The organism is Rufibacter sediminis (assembly GCF_014269285.1).
Taxonomy (GTDB): Bacteria; Bacteroidota; Bacteroidia; order Cytophagales; family Hymenobacteraceae; genus Nibribacter; species Nibribacter sediminis.
In genome coordinates, this window is record NZ_JACOAF010000030.1 from 268,269 (window position 1) to 283,906 (window position 15,638).

26 protein-coding genes are annotated in these 15,638 nt (G+C 48.2%); 3 read left to right on the top strand and 23 right to left on the bottom strand.

All coding sequences use genetic code 11. The annotated features are described in order from the left end of the window. Positions 1-24: 24 nt before the first annotated feature. Positions 25-1,230: a site-specific integrase gene (locus H7U12_RS13035; protein WP_186638611.1), complete on the top strand. Its 1,206-nt coding sequence runs from the start codon at positions 25-27 to the stop codon at positions 1,228-1,230. Between the two features lie 21 nt (positions 1,231-1,251). On the opposite strand, the gene H7U12_RS13040 is transcribed toward H7U12_RS13035, so the two are convergent. Both H7U12_RS13040 and H7U12_RS13045 read right to left on the bottom strand, forming a co-directional pair. After that, the gene (locus H7U12_RS13040; RefSeq protein WP_186638613.1) at positions 1,252-2,199 is read right to left on the bottom strand and encodes a relaxase/mobilization nuclease domain-containing protein; all 948 of its coding nucleotides are present in this window, start codon (positions 2,197-2,199) and stop codon (positions 1,252-1,254) included. Next, positions 2,165-2,515 (bottom strand): hypothetical protein, encoded by a 351-nt coding sequence (locus H7U12_RS13045; protein WP_186638616.1) that lies wholly within the window; start codon positions 2,513-2,515, stop codon positions 2,165-2,167. The genes H7U12_RS13040 and H7U12_RS13045 overlap by 35 nt, the downstream gene beginning before the upstream one ends. Positions 2,516-2,688: 173 nt before the next feature. Here H7U12_RS13045 and H7U12_RS13050 point away from each other — a divergent pair, with 173 nt between their 5' ends. Next, a complete protein-coding gene (locus H7U12_RS13050) occupies positions 2,689-4,263 on the top strand; it encodes a type IV secretory system conjugative DNA transfer family protein (protein WP_186638619.1) in 1,575 nt (524 codons plus the stop codon). Here the strand turns inward: H7U12_RS13050 and H7U12_RS13055 are convergent. From H7U12_RS13055 to H7U12_RS13140, 17 genes are all read right to left on the bottom strand, one after another. Continuing rightward, positions 4,260-5,264: a hypothetical protein gene (locus tag H7U12_RS13055; RefSeq protein ID WP_186638621.1), complete on the bottom strand. Its 1,005-nt coding sequence runs from the start codon at positions 5,262-5,264 to the stop codon at positions 4,260-4,262. The genes H7U12_RS13050 and H7U12_RS13055 overlap by 4 nt on opposite strands. Beyond that, the gene (locus H7U12_RS13060) at positions 5,264-5,446 is read right to left on the bottom strand and encodes a hypothetical protein (RefSeq protein WP_186638622.1); all 183 of its coding nucleotides are present in this window, start codon (positions 5,444-5,446) and stop codon (positions 5,264-5,266) included. The genes H7U12_RS13055 and H7U12_RS13060 overlap by 1 nt, the downstream gene beginning before the upstream one ends. Positions 5,447-5,615: 169 nt before the next feature. Next, positions 5,616-5,777, bottom strand: a complete 162-nt coding sequence (locus H7U12_RS13065) for an Acb2/Tad1 domain-containing protein (protein ID WP_186638623.1) — start codon at positions 5,775-5,777, stop codon at positions 5,616-5,618. Positions 5,778-5,872: 95 nt separating this feature from the next. Continuing rightward, complete coding sequence (locus H7U12_RS13070) at positions 5,873-6,208, bottom strand: hypothetical protein (RefSeq protein ID WP_186638624.1); 336 nt, start codon at positions 6,206-6,208, stop codon at positions 5,873-5,875. Between the two features lie 10 nt (positions 6,209-6,218). Then, the gene (locus tag H7U12_RS13075) at positions 6,219-6,587 is read right to left on the bottom strand and encodes a DUF7694 domain-containing protein (RefSeq protein WP_186638625.1); all 369 of its coding nucleotides are present in this window, start codon (positions 6,585-6,587) and stop codon (positions 6,219-6,221) included. Positions 6,588-6,592: 5 nt separating this feature from the next. Further along, on the bottom strand, positions 6,593-7,000 hold the full coding sequence (locus tag H7U12_RS13080; protein ID WP_186638626.1) for a hypothetical protein: 408 nt from the start codon (positions 6,998-7,000) through the stop codon (positions 6,593-6,595). Further along, the gene (locus tag H7U12_RS13085; RefSeq protein WP_186638628.1) at positions 6,997-7,230 is read right to left on the bottom strand and encodes a helix-turn-helix domain-containing protein; all 234 of its coding nucleotides are present in this window, start codon (positions 7,228-7,230) and stop codon (positions 6,997-6,999) included. Before H7U12_RS13085 ends, H7U12_RS13080 begins: the two co-directional genes overlap by 4 nt. Continuing rightward, positions 7,227-7,409: a hypothetical protein gene (locus tag H7U12_RS13090; protein ID WP_186638630.1), complete on the bottom strand. Its 183-nt coding sequence runs from the start codon at positions 7,407-7,409 to the stop codon at positions 7,227-7,229. Before H7U12_RS13090 ends, H7U12_RS13085 begins: the two co-directional genes overlap by 4 nt. A gap of 1 nt (position 7,410) precedes the next feature. Beyond that, positions 7,411-8,340, bottom strand: a complete 930-nt coding sequence (locus tag H7U12_RS13095) for an ArdC family protein (protein ID WP_186638632.1) — start codon at positions 8,338-8,340, stop codon at positions 7,411-7,413. After that, positions 8,340-8,675 carry a hypothetical protein gene (locus tag H7U12_RS13100; protein ID WP_186638634.1) on the bottom strand — a complete coding sequence of 112 codons (336 nt, stop codon included), beginning with the start codon at positions 8,673-8,675 and terminating at the stop codon, positions 8,340-8,342. The genes H7U12_RS13095 and H7U12_RS13100 overlap by 1 nt, the downstream gene beginning before the upstream one ends. A gap of 103 nt (positions 8,676-8,778) precedes the next feature. Further along, positions 8,779-9,108, bottom strand: coding sequence for an HNH endonuclease (locus H7U12_RS22990; RefSeq protein WP_186638636.1), 330 nt, complete (start codon positions 9,106-9,108; stop codon positions 8,779-8,781). Positions 9,109-9,232: 124 nt separating this feature from the next. Next, positions 9,233-9,502 carry a hypothetical protein gene (locus H7U12_RS13115; RefSeq protein WP_186638638.1) on the bottom strand — a complete coding sequence of 90 codons (270 nt, stop codon included), beginning with the start codon at positions 9,500-9,502 and terminating at the stop codon, positions 9,233-9,235. A 127-nt stretch (positions 9,503-9,629) separates the two neighbouring features. Beyond that, the gene (locus tag H7U12_RS13120; RefSeq protein ID WP_186638640.1) at positions 9,630-9,950 is read right to left on the bottom strand and encodes a hypothetical protein; all 321 of its coding nucleotides are present in this window, start codon (positions 9,948-9,950) and stop codon (positions 9,630-9,632) included. A gap of 53 nt (positions 9,951-10,003) precedes the next feature. Further along, positions 10,004-10,258 (bottom strand): helix-turn-helix domain-containing protein, encoded by a 255-nt coding sequence (locus tag H7U12_RS13125; protein ID WP_186638642.1) that lies wholly within the window; start codon positions 10,256-10,258, stop codon positions 10,004-10,006. Positions 10,259-10,310: 52 nt separating this feature from the next. Beyond that, positions 10,311-10,871 (bottom strand): Nmad5 family putative nucleotide modification protein, encoded by a 561-nt coding sequence (locus H7U12_RS13130; RefSeq protein ID WP_186638644.1) that lies wholly within the window; start codon positions 10,869-10,871, stop codon positions 10,311-10,313. A gap of 10 nt (positions 10,872-10,881) precedes the next feature. Continuing rightward, on the bottom strand, positions 10,882-11,652 hold the full coding sequence (locus tag H7U12_RS13135) for an N-6 DNA methylase (RefSeq protein ID WP_186638646.1): 771 nt from the start codon (positions 11,650-11,652) through the stop codon (positions 10,882-10,884). After that, positions 11,652-11,981 carry a hypothetical protein gene (locus H7U12_RS13140; RefSeq protein ID WP_186638648.1) on the bottom strand — a complete coding sequence of 110 codons (330 nt, stop codon included), beginning with the start codon at positions 11,979-11,981 and terminating at the stop codon, positions 11,652-11,654. Before H7U12_RS13140 ends, H7U12_RS13135 begins: the two co-directional genes overlap by 1 nt. A 19-nt stretch (positions 11,982-12,000) precedes the next feature. Between H7U12_RS13140 and H7U12_RS22465 the strand changes: the two genes are divergently transcribed. Further along, positions 12,001-12,435, top strand: a complete 435-nt coding sequence (locus H7U12_RS22465) for a hypothetical protein (RefSeq protein WP_206683924.1) — start codon at positions 12,001-12,003, stop codon at positions 12,433-12,435. 9 nt (positions 12,436-12,444) lie between these two features. Here H7U12_RS22465 and H7U12_RS13145 read toward each other — a convergent pair whose 3' ends face one another. The 4 genes from H7U12_RS13145 to H7U12_RS13160 all read right to left on the bottom strand — a co-directional run bounded on the left by H7U12_RS13145 (position 12,445) and on the right by H7U12_RS13160 (position 15,441). After that, on the bottom strand, positions 12,445-12,702 hold the full coding sequence (locus tag H7U12_RS13145) for an HNH endonuclease (RefSeq protein ID WP_186638650.1): 258 nt from the start codon (positions 12,700-12,702) through the stop codon (positions 12,445-12,447). 148 nt (positions 12,703-12,850) lie between these two features. Then, positions 12,851-13,207: a hypothetical protein gene (locus H7U12_RS22665; RefSeq protein ID WP_241749366.1), complete on the bottom strand. Its 357-nt coding sequence runs from the start codon at positions 13,205-13,207 to the stop codon at positions 12,851-12,853. Then, the gene (locus H7U12_RS13155) at positions 13,146-14,771 is read right to left on the bottom strand and encodes a DEAD/DEAH box helicase (protein WP_241749363.1); all 1,626 of its coding nucleotides are present in this window, start codon (positions 14,769-14,771) and stop codon (positions 13,146-13,148) included. Before H7U12_RS13155 ends, H7U12_RS22665 begins: the two co-directional genes overlap by 62 nt. Further along, entirely contained in the window at positions 14,761-15,441 is a 681-nt protein-coding gene (locus H7U12_RS13160; protein ID WP_186638653.1) for a ribonuclease H-like domain-containing protein, read from the bottom strand. The genes H7U12_RS13155 and H7U12_RS13160 overlap by 11 nt, the downstream gene beginning before the upstream one ends. Positions 15,442-15,638: the final 197 nt, after the last annotated feature.

The following is a 15,638-nucleotide window of genomic DNA, read 5'->3' on the forward strand; positions in this document are numbered from 1 at the left end:
TTATGTATCAGCAACTTATGGGTTATGGCTTCACTAAAGGTAGTGCTTAGAAAGAAGGAAAACAAGGATGGCACCTTCCCCCTGGCTATCCGCATCACCAAAGATGGCAAATCGTCTTACATTTATTTGGGACAAAACCTTCATCCGAATGAATGGGACGATAAAAAGCAGCAAGTTAAAAAATCTCACCCTAACGCAACCCGCCTGAACAATCTTATCCTGAAGCGCAAGGCTGAGGCCAATGACACGCTGATTGATATGCAGACGAAGGGCAAAGACGCCTCTGCCGGCGCGGTGAAAAAGCAGATCAAACCCAAAGACGGGGTTTCCTTTTTCGCCCAGTCCAAGGTGTTCCTGGATAATATGCGCAAGGCTGGCAAATATAATCGGGTGGTGACCGAGGAATGCCGCATCAAACGCTTCCGTCTGTTCCTGGACGATGCTGATATTGCTTTTGGCGATATATCTGTTCCGCTTCTGAACCGCTATGCAGCATGGCTGAAAGGCGAATATAACCTTGCTGAACGGTCTATTGTGAATAACCTGATGATTATCCGCACCATCTACAATCAGGCCATAGCCGCGCAAATTGTGGACACTAAAACATATCCTTTCGGCAAGGGCAAAATATCCATCAAATTGCCGGATTCCGCCAAAGCTGGTATTACCACGGATGAATTGCACCGCCTGGAAACGGTGGAATTATCGGGGCTGGAAGATCACGCCCGGAATGTCTGGCTGTTTTCGTTCTATATCGCAGGGATGCGGGTGTCTGATGTGCTGCGCCTGAAATGGGCCGATATTGCCGATGGCCGGATCAGCTATGTGATGGGAAAAAACAATAAGGCTGGTTCGGTCAAGATACCGGACAAGGCGCTGGCCCTGCTGGATAAGTACAAGGAAGAAAAGCCAAAGCTTGGCCTGGTGTTCCCTGAACTCAAGATACTGGACACTTTGCAGGATACTTATGAGGTGCAGCGCAAAATCTCGTATGCCATTAAGCAGCTGAACAAGTACATTGAACGGGCCGCAGCCAAGGCAAAAATCGAAAAGAAAATAACCTGTCATATCTCCCGGCACACCTTTGCCCAGATTGCGGCCGATAAGGTTCCGGTGCAAATATTGCAAAAGCTTTACCGCCATAGCAACATCAGCACGACAATGGGCTATCAATCCAATTTCACCACCAAACACACGGATGACGCTCTGGATGCGGTTATTGGGAAATAGGACAGGTACCATGTTAAGGAACTATTCAGGCTCCTTCTGGAAGCCGCGGCCCCTTTCCCTGCCCTCCTTGATGTCGCGCTCAATTTGAGCGGCTTCTGCGTCCCGATCATTCTGGCCAAAGTCGGCAAAGTGCTGGCGGGTGTCCGGCTTGCGGTCATCCCGGCCATAACCGGTAAACTGCTGCCTGGCTTCTTCTTTCTTGGCCTGTTCCTTTTGCTTGAATTTTTCGCGCTGCTCTTTGATTGCCTCGTCATACATGGGCAATTTCTGACCTTTCAGCTTGTCAGATAATTCCTTGGCCTTGACAGGAAACAGCATCTTGACCAAGTTGTGGGCAATGCCCCGGTCGTCCACCAGTTGCCATGGCCGCTTATGACCACCCTTGGCGATCATATATCCTAAATCCCGAATGCCCTTTAACAGTTCGACGGCATTGCCCGATGCTTGCCAGACATAGTTGACGGCTTTCTTGATCTGCTCCCTGTATATATTGCGTAATGGGGTGCGCTTATGGCCAAGGGCTTTTTCAATGTTGGCTCTGGCTCGGTCATGATCTCGCGCCCACTTTTTATTTGGGTCCATTTTTCCAGTTTCAGGGTTGTATCGCTGAACGCCCAGGTGAATATGTGGCAAGCCGTGCTTGTAATGGATGGCACAGGTATAGGGCCGGCCGGATAGGCCGCGCTGGTGAAGCACCTCGTTAATCATGTATTTGATGTCCCGGTCCTTCAGGTTTTTGGCAGCGTCATGATCGGGACAAAGCTGGATATGGTAGGCCGGGTACTTGGCTTTGGTCTGATCGGCCAGGTGGCCCATTTCCTTCATGGTCATGCGGAAATCCTGGGCGGTTAGCTTGGTAAATATACCGCCCTCGTTGGCGAAGATCCGAACCTTGTCGTTATCGCCAACTCCCAACATATAATCAGCGAGGCCGTCAGCGTCGCTGTGGAGATTTCCTTTTATAATCATCGATCTTTTCCATTGTATATTTTGCCATCTGGGCAATTCCGTAGAAAAGATGCTCGCGCAAATGTTCGGGGGCCTGTTCGCACAAAACCCTGATTTTGCGGAGTTCTTCAATTCCTTTAATGTAGGCTTCATGCTCCGGGGTTGGCCTTACTTCCTCCGGCTTTTCGCCTTGATAATCCATGGCCCACATATCGACAAGCGACACAAAACCGCGCTGCTTTTTGATGTAATGCAACAGCGATTTTAGCTCCGGTGTGCAGCGCATTTCCGGTAATCGTGCTGTTTTCTTATCAAAAAATTTCTTGGGTCGTGCCATGGTTTTTGTACAGGTGGTAAAAGGTTTTCGTACATGCGCAACCCGTCTTGCTATACCAAAAAGCGCACCCGCCACCATAAGCACAAGCTACTGAAAAGTACATAATAAACAAAAAAAATTATAGTATTTAAAGATTGAATTTAATATATTTATCCACAACCAACCTCCTTCGTATGGCACTGACAAAACCTAAAGCCGCCCTGATCCTGGTCGGTATGTTTGCTTTTTCAGCCTTGATGTTTCCCTTCGGTTTTTATGGATTGGGTATCTTTACCTTCCTGGCGACATTCATAGTTGCACTCATTCTGGCAAGTCGACTTAAAAAAATAGCTGATAAAGGCAGGCTATCCGAACACGGAACGGCCGATTGGGCGACCATAGACGAATTCATGAAGGTCAATAAAAACGGCACCGAGGAAAAGGGCCTTTGGATAGGCGGTGGTGTGTTCAGGAATAAGTCCGGCCATTTAATCACCTTCGCCCCATCTGGTTCCGGCAAAGGCACCAGCCTGATCATTCCTGCCCTGCTGACCGTACCAAGTGGTTCCATCGTTGTTACCGACCCCAAGGGGGAAAACGCCTGCATCACCGCCAAAGCGCAAGCCATAGGACACCAGCAACGGGTTTTCATCCTTGACCCTTGGAATGAGCAGGAAAAGTTACAGGCCAGCCACGGCATACCTCCGTCAGGGTTTAACCCGTTCGACTTCCTGCGTTCCAGCGGGGATGAAATGGCTGATAGCTGCGATATGATTTCCTATTACCTTATCCCGGCCAATGAAAGTTCAGACCCCTACTGGAACGATAAGGCAAGATCGGTCATCAAGCTTATGCTGCTTCATATCCTCACGGCCCTGCCCAAAGAAGAACAAAGCTTTTGGACCCTCTATAAATTCCTGCGGCTTGATGACACGGAGTTTGCCCGGCTGCTGGCCAACATGAAAAGGAACAAAGCCTTTGACGGCATGATCGAAGCGGGGGCCAATGACCTTAAAAGCCTGGCCATGTCCGAGAAAACATTTGCCTCTGTCATGTCCAATGCCCAAAACGCCACGCGCATCTTTGAAAGCCCCCAGCTTCGCAAATCGCTGGAAAAGTCCGAATTCAACCCGTTCGACCTGGCAAATGGCAAATCAACCGTATATGTGGTGATTCCTGAACGCTATATGACCTCCCATGCTGCCTGGTTGCGTATTGTCATCGGGCTATGCCTCAAAGCCGTCAATTCCCGCCCCAACAAACGAGTGACCTTCATACTGGATGAATTCGCCGTACTGGGTAAAATGTCTGATGTTCAGAACGCTTATGCTTACGGCCGGGGGCAAAACATTGTGATGTGGACCTTTATGCAGAGCATAGCCCAATTGAAAGAGATTTATGGCCCGGATGGGATGAACAGCTTTATTAATAACAGTTCGGTGCTGCATGCCTTCAATTTAAGGGACACATTCTCTCTGGAATATATCAGCAAAATGCTTGGCGTCAGCACCATCATGAAGGAACGCGACACCGCGCCAAGGTTATTGATGACGCCCGATGAAGTGGCAAGCTGTGACAGGATCATTGCCATAGCGGAAAACAAAAAATACCAGATGATGAAGCGGCATTATTATCAACCCTGGTGGAAAGCATACAGCGAAAACGAGATTGACACCAGCGATCGCAAGGCCATTAAAAGTGGCAAGCTCAAGGATGAATGGTATGAGTATTTCCAGGAAGTGGCTGACCCGGCGCCAAGGGTGCATTAAAATTTAGGCTTGCCCTGATTGCGTAAGTTGGCCCCGGCCGTGTCATGATAAACTGGCAGGGAAGGAGCCACCCGCAAGGGGTTTGCCATGTGCCGGGCGCTTAAATCCTCATAGCCGCGGTAAAACCCTTCCATCGTGCCGAACATATCCAGTGGTTCCAGCATATTTTCCAGCCTTGCGTTAGCCATTTGCCCCGATGCGGAAGCGTCCACATGGTTGAAATGGAAGGCACGATTGATTTTTCGGTTTCCCAATACGTGTTCCCCCGCCTGCGTGGTCATGGAATCCCCGTGGTAAATGATATACTCATGATCCCGCCGGCGCTGATCCAGACATGCCCAGGTCACAAAATCCATCTTTGAGGAAAACAGCATGGCCGTTACTTGCTCCGCCTTTGGGTCGGCAGGGAATACCGTGATGTCTTTTGGACCGATGCACCCCTTCACCGTTTTTCCTGTCCGGGCGTTGAACGTATGCCATTCCATGCCCTCTTTCCGGTTTTCCATTCCGAAGGCGGCAAATTTCTTATTGTATTTCTCGCTTTTGATAATGACCTGATCCATGTATTCAGAAATGATAGCTAAGGGCACGTTGCGCCTTGCTGCTTCCGCTTTCAGGTTCTTGTCCCGGATCACTGATCCTCTGGAAATAATCGTATAGGTGTCGCTGTATGCCGCTGGCCGCTTTTCATATGGATTTACAATGGTGGGCATGTTGTCGAAATACTCCAGTTCCTTTAGGGCGCATTGGATGGCGTCTTTATCTCGCCGGTCCCGGTTGTGGTAATCGCAGTAAAGGTCAATAATATCGCCCTTGCCCCGGCTGTCGCCAAAATCTTTAAACTTGTTTTCCCGCGTGTCGATCTTAAAGCTGGCGTGGTTTTCCTTGCGTAATGGGGAGCAATACCAAAGTTCGTGTTGCCGGCTCTGCTTGTAAAAAACAGCCCCAAGCTTTTCAGCAAGGAGCTGGATCGGTATCTTTTTGGCTTCTTCAATACGCACTAAATGCGCGGCGCGTGGGCGACTGGACCTTGGGTCATCCCATTACGTTCCAGATAATCGCGCTTGGCTTCAGCCATGAAAAAATCGTTATCCATGAATTGGCCCATTGCCTGCGTTGCTTCTTTGGTAGCTTGCTTGGTTACGGCCTTTTCAGCTTTTGCTTTGGTTTCTTGACGGTACATGGTGGTTCTCCGTGGTTGGTGTTATCTGCACCTAACATCCTTAAACCATTGCGTCAAGACATAAAAAAGCCCCACTGGTGAGTGAGGCTCTTTAATAATTATTCTTCAGGTATTACTCGTAAAAATCTTCTGGTTGGAAAATAGCGCGGTTAAGCCACATATAGGCTGTTTAAGCTTGTGTCTTGCCTACTGCCAGGGTTCGTGGATCGATTAGACCTGATGCTTTAGCCTCTTTGAATAGTTCACCAAGGGCTTTTTCGTGTGCCTTAAATTTATTGACCAGTTCAATCTTCTCGGGTGATGGAGGGGTGTATCCTTTAATTTCGGTCATGCTTATTTCCTTTCTAAGCGGTTCCACTTGATTGTAGAACAATCCCAAATCATTACAACCCTTCGACACGTTCAAAATTAGAGCGTTTGCTCATCTTAAAACTCACAGTTCGGGCCCAGGCTTGGCAAGCGGTAATCGCGAAACTTCTGTTGCCCGACACAAATATCATAGATGGTGCAAACCAGCATTTCCGGGTCAGGTACACTGGCATGGACCATGATAAAGTCGGCGCACTCATCGAGGTTATGTTGAAACGGATATTTAGGAACTACCGCCACGCCGCTTTCTGGTCTGCCGATGGATTCCATGTTTTGCGCGGCCAGCTTAAGAATTTTGAAATACTTCTCAAACTGCGCCATGCCATCTTTGGCAGGATTTTTCATGTATTCGTTGGCTTCGTGCAATTGGTCCAGCGTGTAGCTTTTGGGCATTCATTCTCTCCTAAAATGGGGTCGGGAAACCATCTTTTTTGCGCCACAGGTAAGCAAACCCCTTATTCAGCGGCAGATTATCGTTGTGGAACTGCACAATCGTATCCTTGTTGTCCCAGAACTGATTTTTGATGCGGCGCAATTCCTCACCCGTAGGCAGCCGTTTCGCAGAGGTTACCGTGACGGATACCCCTTCCCATTCCTCGCCATCATCGGCCAGACAAAGGAAAGTCTCATAGGGAGGCAATACAGGCAGTTCGGCATATATCGGATCATCAGAAAAGCCACTCATTTGAAAAATGAATACGCCGCTATTCTCATTCTTGTGGTACTTCCCGTAAGTGCCGCCTGTGGCCCTGTACTTTTGTGGCGAGTGCATGGACATTATGGGTTACTCCGGTCATGAGCGATAGTCTGAATATTGGCGTGAAGCTCGGCCAGTTCTTCTGTTTTTAAAGGTGGGGTTGCGATCCGAAATTTTTCATTTGACATACCGCAAATTACGAAAGGCTCATCATCATTTGCATAGTTATAAATTCGCAACTCGTAACCCTTCGGCCTAATAGCTTTCAGCGCGTCACGGCTGCGGGTGTATTCTGGTATTCCCGTAATCCAGTCATTTTTATTGTTTACCTTGACAGCCAGTCTATCAGACATGATTAATCGCTTATGAGCGCTATAACCCCACTTGTTTACAAAACACCAGAGCCGCGCATCAATCTCGTCCAGCTTGGCGGTATCTGCCGGGTCAACGGTTTCGATAAGATTTAAAATAGTTTTGACTTCGGTCATTCTCTATTCTCCCAATCGTAAAGTTTTTCCGCAACCTCCCGGCCTTTGTCAGTCAAATGCATATAGCGGTCAACCAATCCATACCTTTGAAGCGAAGCTAATGAATGGGTCAAGCCACCGATCTGCCCTCTATCCTTGCCGTGGCTCTTGGGTTCATACCCCTGATGGATATTCAGCAAGACTTGTTCCATGGCCGGGGTCAGTTTAGGCGGATTATATTTTTGGCTCATTTTTTTGCCACGTTTGCAGCATTTATTTCATCAAACTTTTTTATAACTGCATCATGCGCCCACAAAGCAAGCTTTTCAGCCTGTTCTTCATTTTGGCATCCAGTTATTTTAACTTTCGCATACCAATTTCCCAAGTCGTCTTGCCCAATATATGTGTTAGTATTTACTCCCATTTTCATATCATGCCGCCAGTCTTGGTTGTGGGTTATTATTTGATGCCGTTTTAGGCATACTGATGATGTCGGCCTTATTCTGCAACATAAACAGGTAATCGGCTGCTTTGGTGGCTTCACTGGACACGGCAAAAATACCTTTCTTGTCTTTCAGCACTTCCGGCAACCAATTCCCTAAATAACTCACGGTGTTCTGGCTCGGTCCCGGCTGAACGCCCAATGCCGTGCAAACAAAAGCGGCCGACATTTCGGCAACGCCTTCCTCTGCCGCATATTTGGCATCCCCAAAGCGTTTGCCGCCATCCCGGTCCAGTCGTGACTTTGCCCCGGTCCAGTGGCCCAACTCATGGAAGGTCACGTTATATTCAGCCTGCAAGGGCGTCTGGTCGGCTGTGCCAATCCAACGGTCATTATCGACCAGGTGAATGGTGTCCGTGCTAGGTCTGTAATAATTCTGGTTTCCGCCCCGGACAATGATGGCCCCGGTGTTCTCGATAAATTCATCCACATGGGTCAAGCGTTCCACCAGCGGGGCAGGCTGGACAATCTCGGATGGTTTATAGCCTTCCAACTGGCAGGCATTGAATACGCTGTAATCCTTGAGCAGGGGGATTTTCTTTTCGTCCTCTTCCTCGCCAATTACAAGGTCTTTGTAAAAGATAATCTTGGTGCCTTTTTCGTCTTTACGGACCTGTTGGCCCTTTTCCTGCCATTGCTTATAGCTGCACCATTCGTGCAACTCATAATCCTTTTCCATCGAAGCGCATTCCAGAAGCAGGATATTTATCCCCCGATACATGGCCCCGGTAGTTCCGTTCTTAGGCAATCCGAAGCTGTATCCGCCACCACTCCAAGGCTTTTGCCAGGGCATCACGCCTTGCTGGGCTTTCTGAAAAATCTTATCGGTGACTTCCTGATAAATGTCACGTTGGGGCATTACTGACCATCCTTGTCGCTATATTCGGTGCATTTGTTGGTTTGAACATTTATCATGCTGCATTCCCATTCGTCACCGCGTAGCACATATACATCAGCAAGGTCAAGGGGTTCGTATTCATCTGATAGGTCCAAGGGTTCGTATTCATCGGACAGGTCAAGTGGTTCATTTTCGCGCTCGATAACCGTAATGGCAACACCCATCAAGATATGTCCAAAGCCAACACTGACCATAAAGAGCAATGCCAACCCCACGGCATAAATTGCCAAAAGATATTTTCTCTCAATCATAATAATCTCCATGCCATAGCCATACCCATATTCTGAATTAGTCATGGTGTTTTCCACTCCTTACATGCGAGATAAAGCAAAAAGACTAAGCCAAAGGCGGTAATTGCACCAGCAGCCCAGAGGATTTTAACAATTATATCGGTGGTCATTATACCTTCATCTTTCTTCTTTGGCGTTTGCGTTGCTTGTTGACTTCCGGGGTGATGCATTCGAGGTTTTCCCGCCTGCAATCCAATGTCTGATGGTTTTTATGATCGACTTCCAGATCTTCCGGCGCGCCCATGATGAACCGATGCAGATAAACCTTGCGGCCGTTCACCGTTGCTCTGGCATATGGATAGCCTGGACCCCGCTTACTTCCCGCTGATTGATGGGTATGCCACCTGTAACGATTGACCCTGCGATAATCCACGGCACTTATAACCGCGACACAACCCTTAGTCAGGAAAATAACCCGACAGCCTGATCTGTCACTCATGGACCGACCCCACACATAATGGTTGAATGGATGATAGACGGGACCGCTTGGCCATGCGGCCTGGAGCGCCCAACGGCTTGGCCGGCCCGGCCTGGAGGGCAAAAGCCCTGTAAGTGGTCGAACGTCATGGTGTACCTCCAAACAGATCAAGCTCTTCAGTTGCAGTAGTTTTTTGCTTTTTAACAATTTTCCTCACCCGAACTTTACTAAATGAATAGCCTGGCATTTGTTTATTACCGTCAAATGGATCTTCTGCGATTTTCAGTTCGTGTTTAAATTCTTCGATCTTAGAATGACATTGTTCAGCTAAAGAAACCAGAAACATATCAACATCATGAAAATCAGCACTGATATTTTCTAAACGATCTTGCATTGCAATCAAGGATTTTAACACATGCGTTCGAACACGGTTGAAGCTATACTGTGTCATCAAAAGTTACTCCGAAAATCATGGTAAGTGGTGGTGAAATAATTGTGACCGAAAATGTGCCGCGCTTCGATCACAAAGCGCGTCCATGCTGCTACTGACATTTTTCGTCCAACTCCAATTCTGCCAGTATCAATTCCAGCTTCTGGATTTGCTCTGCATAGTATTCGACCGATTTGACGCAGGAAATAGCATAGCGGGTATTGCCAAGCTCGAAATGCTTTGCCGCAGCATCGGATGAATTTTGCATACCCTTAAAAGCTTGCTTAAGATCGTACTTAATGCGCTGCATGGCTGGGCTATCCGTTTCATTTTCCTTTGCACGCATTGTTTCGTATTCCTCGCGAATGCGGCAAGGGATTTGCCCCTCATATGCGTTTTGTGCGTTGTTCCAGAATTGTAAAGATGCTTTCATTTTTTCCTCTGTTGTTGGAGTGGTCAACTTGACCTGATAGAATTACAATAGGCTCAATGCGCCTTAGTGTCAACACCTTTTTTCAATTTTCTTTTGTGCAGCGCAGCAAGGACTTTCTTTAACCCGAATGCATCAATCAAATCCATGCAAACCGAGATTGGCCCGGAAATTTCTCTTTCTCCCGCCTCGTATGCCCGAACCGCCCGGCCCGAATTAAGCCGTAACACTTCTGCTAGTTCGCGCTGTGACAGGTAATGGCCCTGGCGCCGTTCCTTCATTTCTTCCGGTGTCATGTATGGTTTTTTCATTATTGCCTCTGGGGTGAAAAGAATTAGGCCGCCAGAATGACGGCCCCAGTGATTATGCCGCTTTCTTTGATGGTTTCAATCCAAGCATTTCGTTTAATTCTTGAATTTGTACCGCTGGCAAACCGCCTTTAGACTTCGGGCTTTGTTCATCATACATGGTATAGAATTTCTCGCCCTCCGCCCATACGGTTTTCAGTTTATTAATTGTGGTTACGCTGTATAAAACCGCCTGCAAAGCATACCGCGCTTTAATCTTTTGATCTTCGATGTCCTTTTTCTTTTCAGCAAATGCACGAGCCTTTTCCAAAGCTTCATCCTTTAAGCTTCCAAGTGTTGCACAACCAGTTGAATAAGGGACGGGTACTTTCTTGTCAATCAAGCAGAATGTCAAATAATATCCGCCAGCATTGAACCGCAAACATCCATCTTGTCTAGTCCATTCTTTTGGTAGTTTATTAGCGGCTGCAAGCACTTTTTTATCATAGATGGATTTATAGCAGAGCAAGGCTAATTCATGTTCCTCCTTCTTCAGCTTTGATAGAACTGGCTCAAACTTTTCATTTATAGCTTTCCCGATAATTGAATCGCGGATTTCATTGGTTAGGCGGGTCAAGGTTAGTCTCCTAAAAAAGTGTAAGTTGTAGGGTGGTGGTTATTGGCTGAATATCATCAACCAGTTTAACTGGATGCTCCGGCAGGCTCTCCTTTGCATCTTGGTTAAATTCTTTGTTTTTGTTTTTTAGCTTATAATCCCATAATCCTAAAATATGGGCTGGGGTGTACCAATGGCTAAATTCCTCTAGTGATAAGCTATTGCCATGAACGACCACGGCTGGAATATGCAGCAATGAAAACTGAACATAAGCCATGTGTACGCACCGGATATCTAGGTCAATTGCCGTGACGTGTAGCTGCTGTTGATAGTTGATGTCCTGGCTTTTCAATTCCTCGGCTAAGGCAATTACCATCGCCCCGGCTCCACAAGCTGGCTCCTGTGCCGTGATAAATCCACGTTCCGCAATAATACCTTGTTCGCCTTCACCAACTGTCATTTTGGCCATCATGCGGCAAAGGTGGTAGGGGGTGAAAAACTGCCCTTTATAGGTGTTGTGTAATTCCAGTTCATGAAAGAGATTTCCTAGAATATCGTCTGGCCCTGCCTCCAAGCCCTCAACAAGCTGACCCATCAGTTTTGGGAATTGATCAACTTCCTCTTTTTTGTATTTTCCGACAATCTCCATATATCGGGCTTCGCGTTTCTCTCGCTGGTTCCAATCAACTGCATTACTTAGTGCAATGGCTGACATTTCCACAAAATCAGAAAATACATTGTGCTGGCTGTGACGATGCGCCAGATTACGCACCGTCTTTGCCATTTCTTTTACGGCTTGCATTACTTTATCTGCCGGAAAGAAAAATCAGAAGCGTCAACCAGAAATACGCCTCTATCCCCGTGACTCATATTTTTCAAATAGGCATTATCAGAGCTAAAACCTTTTGGAAGGTTCCAAATCCCAAGTGAAAGATTACTTACCTCGTGACTGTGGCAAATACCAATGAAACGGGCTGCTGCATATGAAACATCATCAAGGCGATCTGCCATCAATTCTTGCGTTTCCTTGATGTAATCCTTGACTTTATATCCTGCCCAATGCAGATAAATTACCGGGCTAAATTCTTTTTTTGCTTTATCATGAAAAATGATAAGTGCTCTATCTCCCATCGCATAATCTCCTGTGTTGATGGTTACCGGTCAACTTGACCATATAAAGAGCATAGGCGCATTGAGCCTTTTAGTCAACAACTATTTTTCTTTTCCTGGCATTTTCTTTTGCCGCATTGCAACATTCATTCTACGCCCTGAACAGCCAACCTTCCCTCCCCGCCAAGCCAAATGTGGGTGTCCGCAGGACGGGCCCCGCGCCGAGCATTGGCTGAAAGCCACCTTTTACTTATCTTTGGATATGAACAAACTGGTCAAGGAACTAAACGAAATGTACCGCGACTGCATTATAGAGGCGGATGGCGCTGAATGGTGCTTCAAGAGCATACAGTTCCACTGGTACGGTCTAAAGGTTCACGCTTACCGCATAGAAGATAACCGGATAAAGAATGGCCGCTTCCCGCTGGGCAGGGTGAAAGTCTCGCAGAGGAAATATTTGGACCACTTCCGGTAACAGGCCGTATCAACGCCAATCATCCGCGAAAAGATTGCTCTTGCCCAGGTTACACGGCCTGCACAGCGTTTGCAGATTTTCAAGTTCCAATTCCAGGTGCGGATATAAAGAGCGCGGATAAATATGATCAACCTGTAGCTGGATGCCGTGTTTTCTCGACCGTCCGCATAGTTGGCATTTCCCCTTATCCCGCCTCAAGACAATGTACCGGATGCGGAACCACGCCTCGCTGTTATAGAAATCGTCGCGTTTTTTGCGCCGGATCATATCTCCACATCCCGCTTGGCAATAACCAGCACTTGCCAGTCATTCTTGAGGATTTTGACATCATCCTGTGTCAGTTTATTTTCACGTGACCAGTCCACCGCCTGCTTGAATTCATAGCCTGCAAAAAGGCATGTACCTGTGCTGTATATCATGCTAGGCTCCCGGCATGGTAAGGCTTGAAGATAAAATCCAGTTTGAATGCGCGCAGTTCCTTCGCAGGAACAGGATTACATTCTATCATGTGCCGAATGGCGCGAAACGATCCGCTGCCGAGGCGTCGCGCCTGATTGCCCTGGGCCTCCTGCCTGGCGTCAATGACCTGGTTATTTTGCTGCCTGGCGCCGTGTCGGTCTATGTGGAATTGAAAATCGAAAAGGGCAAGCTGTCCAAGTCGCAAATAAACTTTCATCAAAAAATCTCCGAACTCGGCTTCCCTAATTACATTATTCAGACAGATTGTCCCAATCAAGCAATACTTCTTCTTGCTGACATCCTGAAAAATCATACGCAACAATCTCTGGATATTTAGGACCGACATCCACTGTGATTTTGCCTGGCACCTTCAGGTGTTTTACCAGTTCAAAGGCGTCGGCTGTTTTGTTTGGCAATTGCAGATCAGTACGCAAGCGCCACCAGTTCGCCGCCCGGATGCGGGGATTGCCCAGGATTTCAAAATGAATCCATTCCCGGTAGCCGTTGTATCCTGAATCATAATATTCCACGCGCAGGCAAGGCTTTTTGCCCTTTTTTTCGTGGATGTGATACTGGACATCCTCAACGGTGATTTCCTCCAATATCTTTTGGGTGCTTAACATGGCCACATTATCAGCAATTGCATTGATTTTTGGCTCCGGCGGCGGAAATTCATGGCTGCAATCGGGGCAGATACGAATTCCGGCAAACACGATGGCCGAACAATTGGGGCATTCCTTCATCGGCGGGATACCGTCACCCGGCTTGCTACGATCTCGGCCGCGTATCTTGTCCAGTGGGCCATGATTGGCAATATTCCCTGCCCAATCCAGATAAAGGCAATTCTTCTTGCCTGGGCTTAAGCGTGTGCCGCGCCCGGCCATTTGAACCAGTAGCCCGGCGCTGGCCGTAGGGCGCAAGCCGCCGATCAGGTCAATGTTTGGAATATTGGTCCCGGTAGTCATAACAGCAACCGAGCAAACGGAACGCAATGAGCCATTCTTGAGGGCTGCATAAATCCGTTCGCGCTCTGCCTGGCTGGTTTCGCCGGTCACGACTTCGCATGATATGCCGTATGACCTGATTTCCTCACAAACGTGCTGGCAATGCTTCACGCTGGTACAGAATAGCATCCATGTTTTTCGGTCATGGCCGTATTCCATCAATTCCTTGATAGCGGCTTTGGTGATGGCCTCCTGGTCAACCGCCCGGTCCATTTCCCCCTGTTTGTATTCGCCCTTGGTTTTACCCACGGCGCTCATGTCAATCTTGGTGGCCATACTCTTGGGGATGATTTCGCACAGGTAGCCATCCTGCACGGCTTCCAGCAGGCCGTATTCATAGATAACGCCATGAAACAACGCATCCTCACCGCCAATCAGATTGCCGCTATCCAGGCGGAATTCCGTGGCGGTAAAGCCGATAATGCGCATGCGCGGATTAATGACTAGCATATCCTTGATGAACTGGCCCCAGCGTGATTTCCCCTCGCGGCTGATCGTATGGGCTTCATCGACCAGAAGGATATTACATTTCTGAAAGTCATAGGCCCGGTTGTAGATGGACTGGATACCGGCAAAGATGATCGGGGCATTCGTGTCCCGGCTCTTAAGCCCGGCACTGTAAACACCGGCTGGCGCTTTGGGCCAGATATTTTTGAGTTCCTTGTAATTGCTATCCACCAGATCGGCCACATGGGTGGCGCAGATAATCCGCGTATCCGGCCATTTTTCCAGCGTCCGGCGCATGAACTCGGCCATGACATAGGATTTTCCCGTTCCTGTCGCCATAACGACAAGCCCGTTCTGCCCTGGGTTTTCGCGCAGCCAGGGGATGATAGAACTGACTGCGCTTTCCTGGTAACCTCTAAGCTGCATCGGCAAAGGTCATGCGGTTATAAATCTTGCGGACCAATTCGACATCAGCCTTGCAATAATCCGCAATGGCATCGAACATTTCGGCTTTCCACATGGCATAGACTTCTGACCCGTTGCCGGTTTTTCCACGGATGCCCAGGGCCATGGCAATCTTGTCCATGCTGACGAAGTTGCGGGAATCCCACTGAACCATTGTGTCAAACGGGTTGGCATCCCATGGCTTGGTATTGAAGGGCATGAAATGGGGTGGCTTAATGCCAAGGATCATGGAACGCTGGCGGATGTTTTTTAAATCAAAGCCCACAATGTTGTGGCCGACATAGATGGTGCCGGCCGAAACGCGCTCACCCAGCCAGGCATATAATTCAGACAGAATTTCCTTTTCCTTGCCCATGAAGCTGACCGGTTCGCTGTTATTGGCGGCTGCACCGATACAGACAATGTTGTTATAGGCTCCGTCAAGGCTGGCCTGCTCAAGAGCTTTTTCAATTGCTGCCGGCTTTTCGTTCTTTTCCCATTCGGCAATCGTTTCAGCCTTCTTCATGTTGCCGGGCGGCTTTACACTTTCCGCGATAAAATTGCGGATGCGCTTGTCCTGGGTGGGGATGGTTTCAATATCCAGAAAAATGTGATGGGCTATTCTGATTGGTTTTGGCGGAATGAGTGCCATTTTATGCGTCCTTGGTTGGGGGTTGAAGGACAGGGGCCAGTCGCTAGGCTGGCTTCGTAACGTGCAGCCGTCGCCAGCACATTTACAGTTCGTCAACTGCGCTTTCTGCTTTCAGCGCCGCCCTGTCCAGAAGTGCCGATGCATCAGGGCATCTACTAGCCGCGCGGTAAAGCCATTTCGGAAATCCTGCGCAAGCA

Bases quoted from the DNA above. Each gene is read 5' to 3' on its own strand.
- H7U12_RS22990 (WP_186638636.1), bottom strand. From the start codon at position 9,108: ATGAGTGACAGATCAGGCTGTCGGGTTATTTTCCTGACTAAGGGTTGT.
- H7U12_RS13040 (WP_186638613.1), bottom strand. From the start codon at position 2,199: ATGATTATAAAAGGAAATCTCCACAGCGACGCTGACGGCCTCGCTGAT.
- H7U12_RS13050 (WP_186638619.1), top strand. From the start codon at position 2,689: ATGGCACTGACAAAACCTAAAGCCGCCCTGATCCTGGTCGGTATGTTT.
- H7U12_RS13120 (WP_186638640.1), bottom strand. From the start codon at position 9,950: ATGAAAGCATCTTTACAATTCTGGAACAACGCACAAAACGCATATGAG.
- H7U12_RS13080 (WP_186638626.1), bottom strand. From the start codon at position 7,000: ATGACCGAAGTCAAAACTATTTTAAATCTTATCGAAACCGTTGACCCG.
- H7U12_RS13095 (WP_186638632.1), bottom strand. From the start codon at position 8,340: ATGCCCCAACGTGACATTTATCAGGAAGTCACCGATAAGATTTTTCAG.
- H7U12_RS13155 (WP_241749363.1), bottom strand. From the start codon at position 14,771: ATGCAGCTTAGAGGTTACCAGGAAAGCGCAGTCAGTTCTATCATCCCC.
- H7U12_RS13145 (WP_186638650.1), bottom strand. From the start codon at position 12,702: ATGATCCGGCGCAAAAAACGCGACGATTTCTATAACAGCGAGGCGTGG.
- H7U12_RS13060 (WP_186638622.1), bottom strand. From the start codon at position 5,446: ATGTACCGTCAAGAAACCAAAGCAAAAGCTGAAAAGGCCGTAACCAAG.
- H7U12_RS13100 (WP_186638634.1), bottom strand. From the start codon at position 8,675: ATGACTAATTCAGAATATGGGTATGGCTATGGCATGGAGATTATTATG.
- H7U12_RS13045 (WP_186638616.1), bottom strand. From the start codon at position 2,515: ATGGCACGACCCAAGAAATTTTTTGATAAGAAAACAGCACGATTACCG.
- H7U12_RS13090 (WP_186638630.1), bottom strand. From the start codon at position 7,409: ATGAAAATGGGAGTAAATACTAACACATATATTGGGCAAGACGACTTG.
- H7U12_RS13070 (WP_186638624.1), bottom strand. From the start codon at position 6,208: ATGCCCAAAAGCTACACGCTGGACCAATTGCACGAAGCCAACGAATAC.
- H7U12_RS13075 (WP_186638625.1), bottom strand. From the start codon at position 6,587: ATGCACTCGCCACAAAAGTACAGGGCCACAGGCGGCACTTACGGGAAG.
- H7U12_RS22665 (WP_241749366.1), bottom strand. From the start codon at position 13,207: ATGATTTTTCAGGATGTCAGCAAGAAGAAGTATTGCTTGATTGGGACA.
- H7U12_RS13140 (WP_186638648.1), bottom strand. From the start codon at position 11,981: ATGGGAGATAGAGCACTTATCATTTTTCATGATAAAGCAAAAAAAGAA.
- H7U12_RS13135 (WP_186638646.1), bottom strand. From the start codon at position 11,652: ATGCAAGCCGTAAAAGAAATGGCAAAGACGGTGCGTAATCTGGCGCAT.
- H7U12_RS13160 (WP_186638653.1), bottom strand. From the start codon at position 15,441: ATGGCACTCATTCCGCCAAAACCAATCAGAATAGCCCATCACATTTTT.
- H7U12_RS13085 (WP_186638628.1), bottom strand. From the start codon at position 7,230: ATGAGCCAAAAATATAATCCGCCTAAACTGACCCCGGCCATGGAACAA.
- H7U12_RS13065 (WP_186638623.1), bottom strand. From the start codon at position 5,777: ATGACCGAAATTAAAGGATACACCCCTCCATCACCCGAGAAGATTGAA.
- H7U12_RS13035 (WP_186638611.1), top strand. From the start codon at position 25: ATGGCTTCACTAAAGGTAGTGCTTAGAAAGAAGGAAAACAAGGATGGC.
- H7U12_RS13125 (WP_186638642.1), bottom strand. From the start codon at position 10,258: ATGAAAAAACCATACATGACACCGGAAGAAATGAAGGAACGGCGCCAG.
- H7U12_RS22465 (WP_206683924.1), top strand. From the start codon at position 12,001: ATGGTTACCGGTCAACTTGACCATATAAAGAGCATAGGCGCATTGAGC.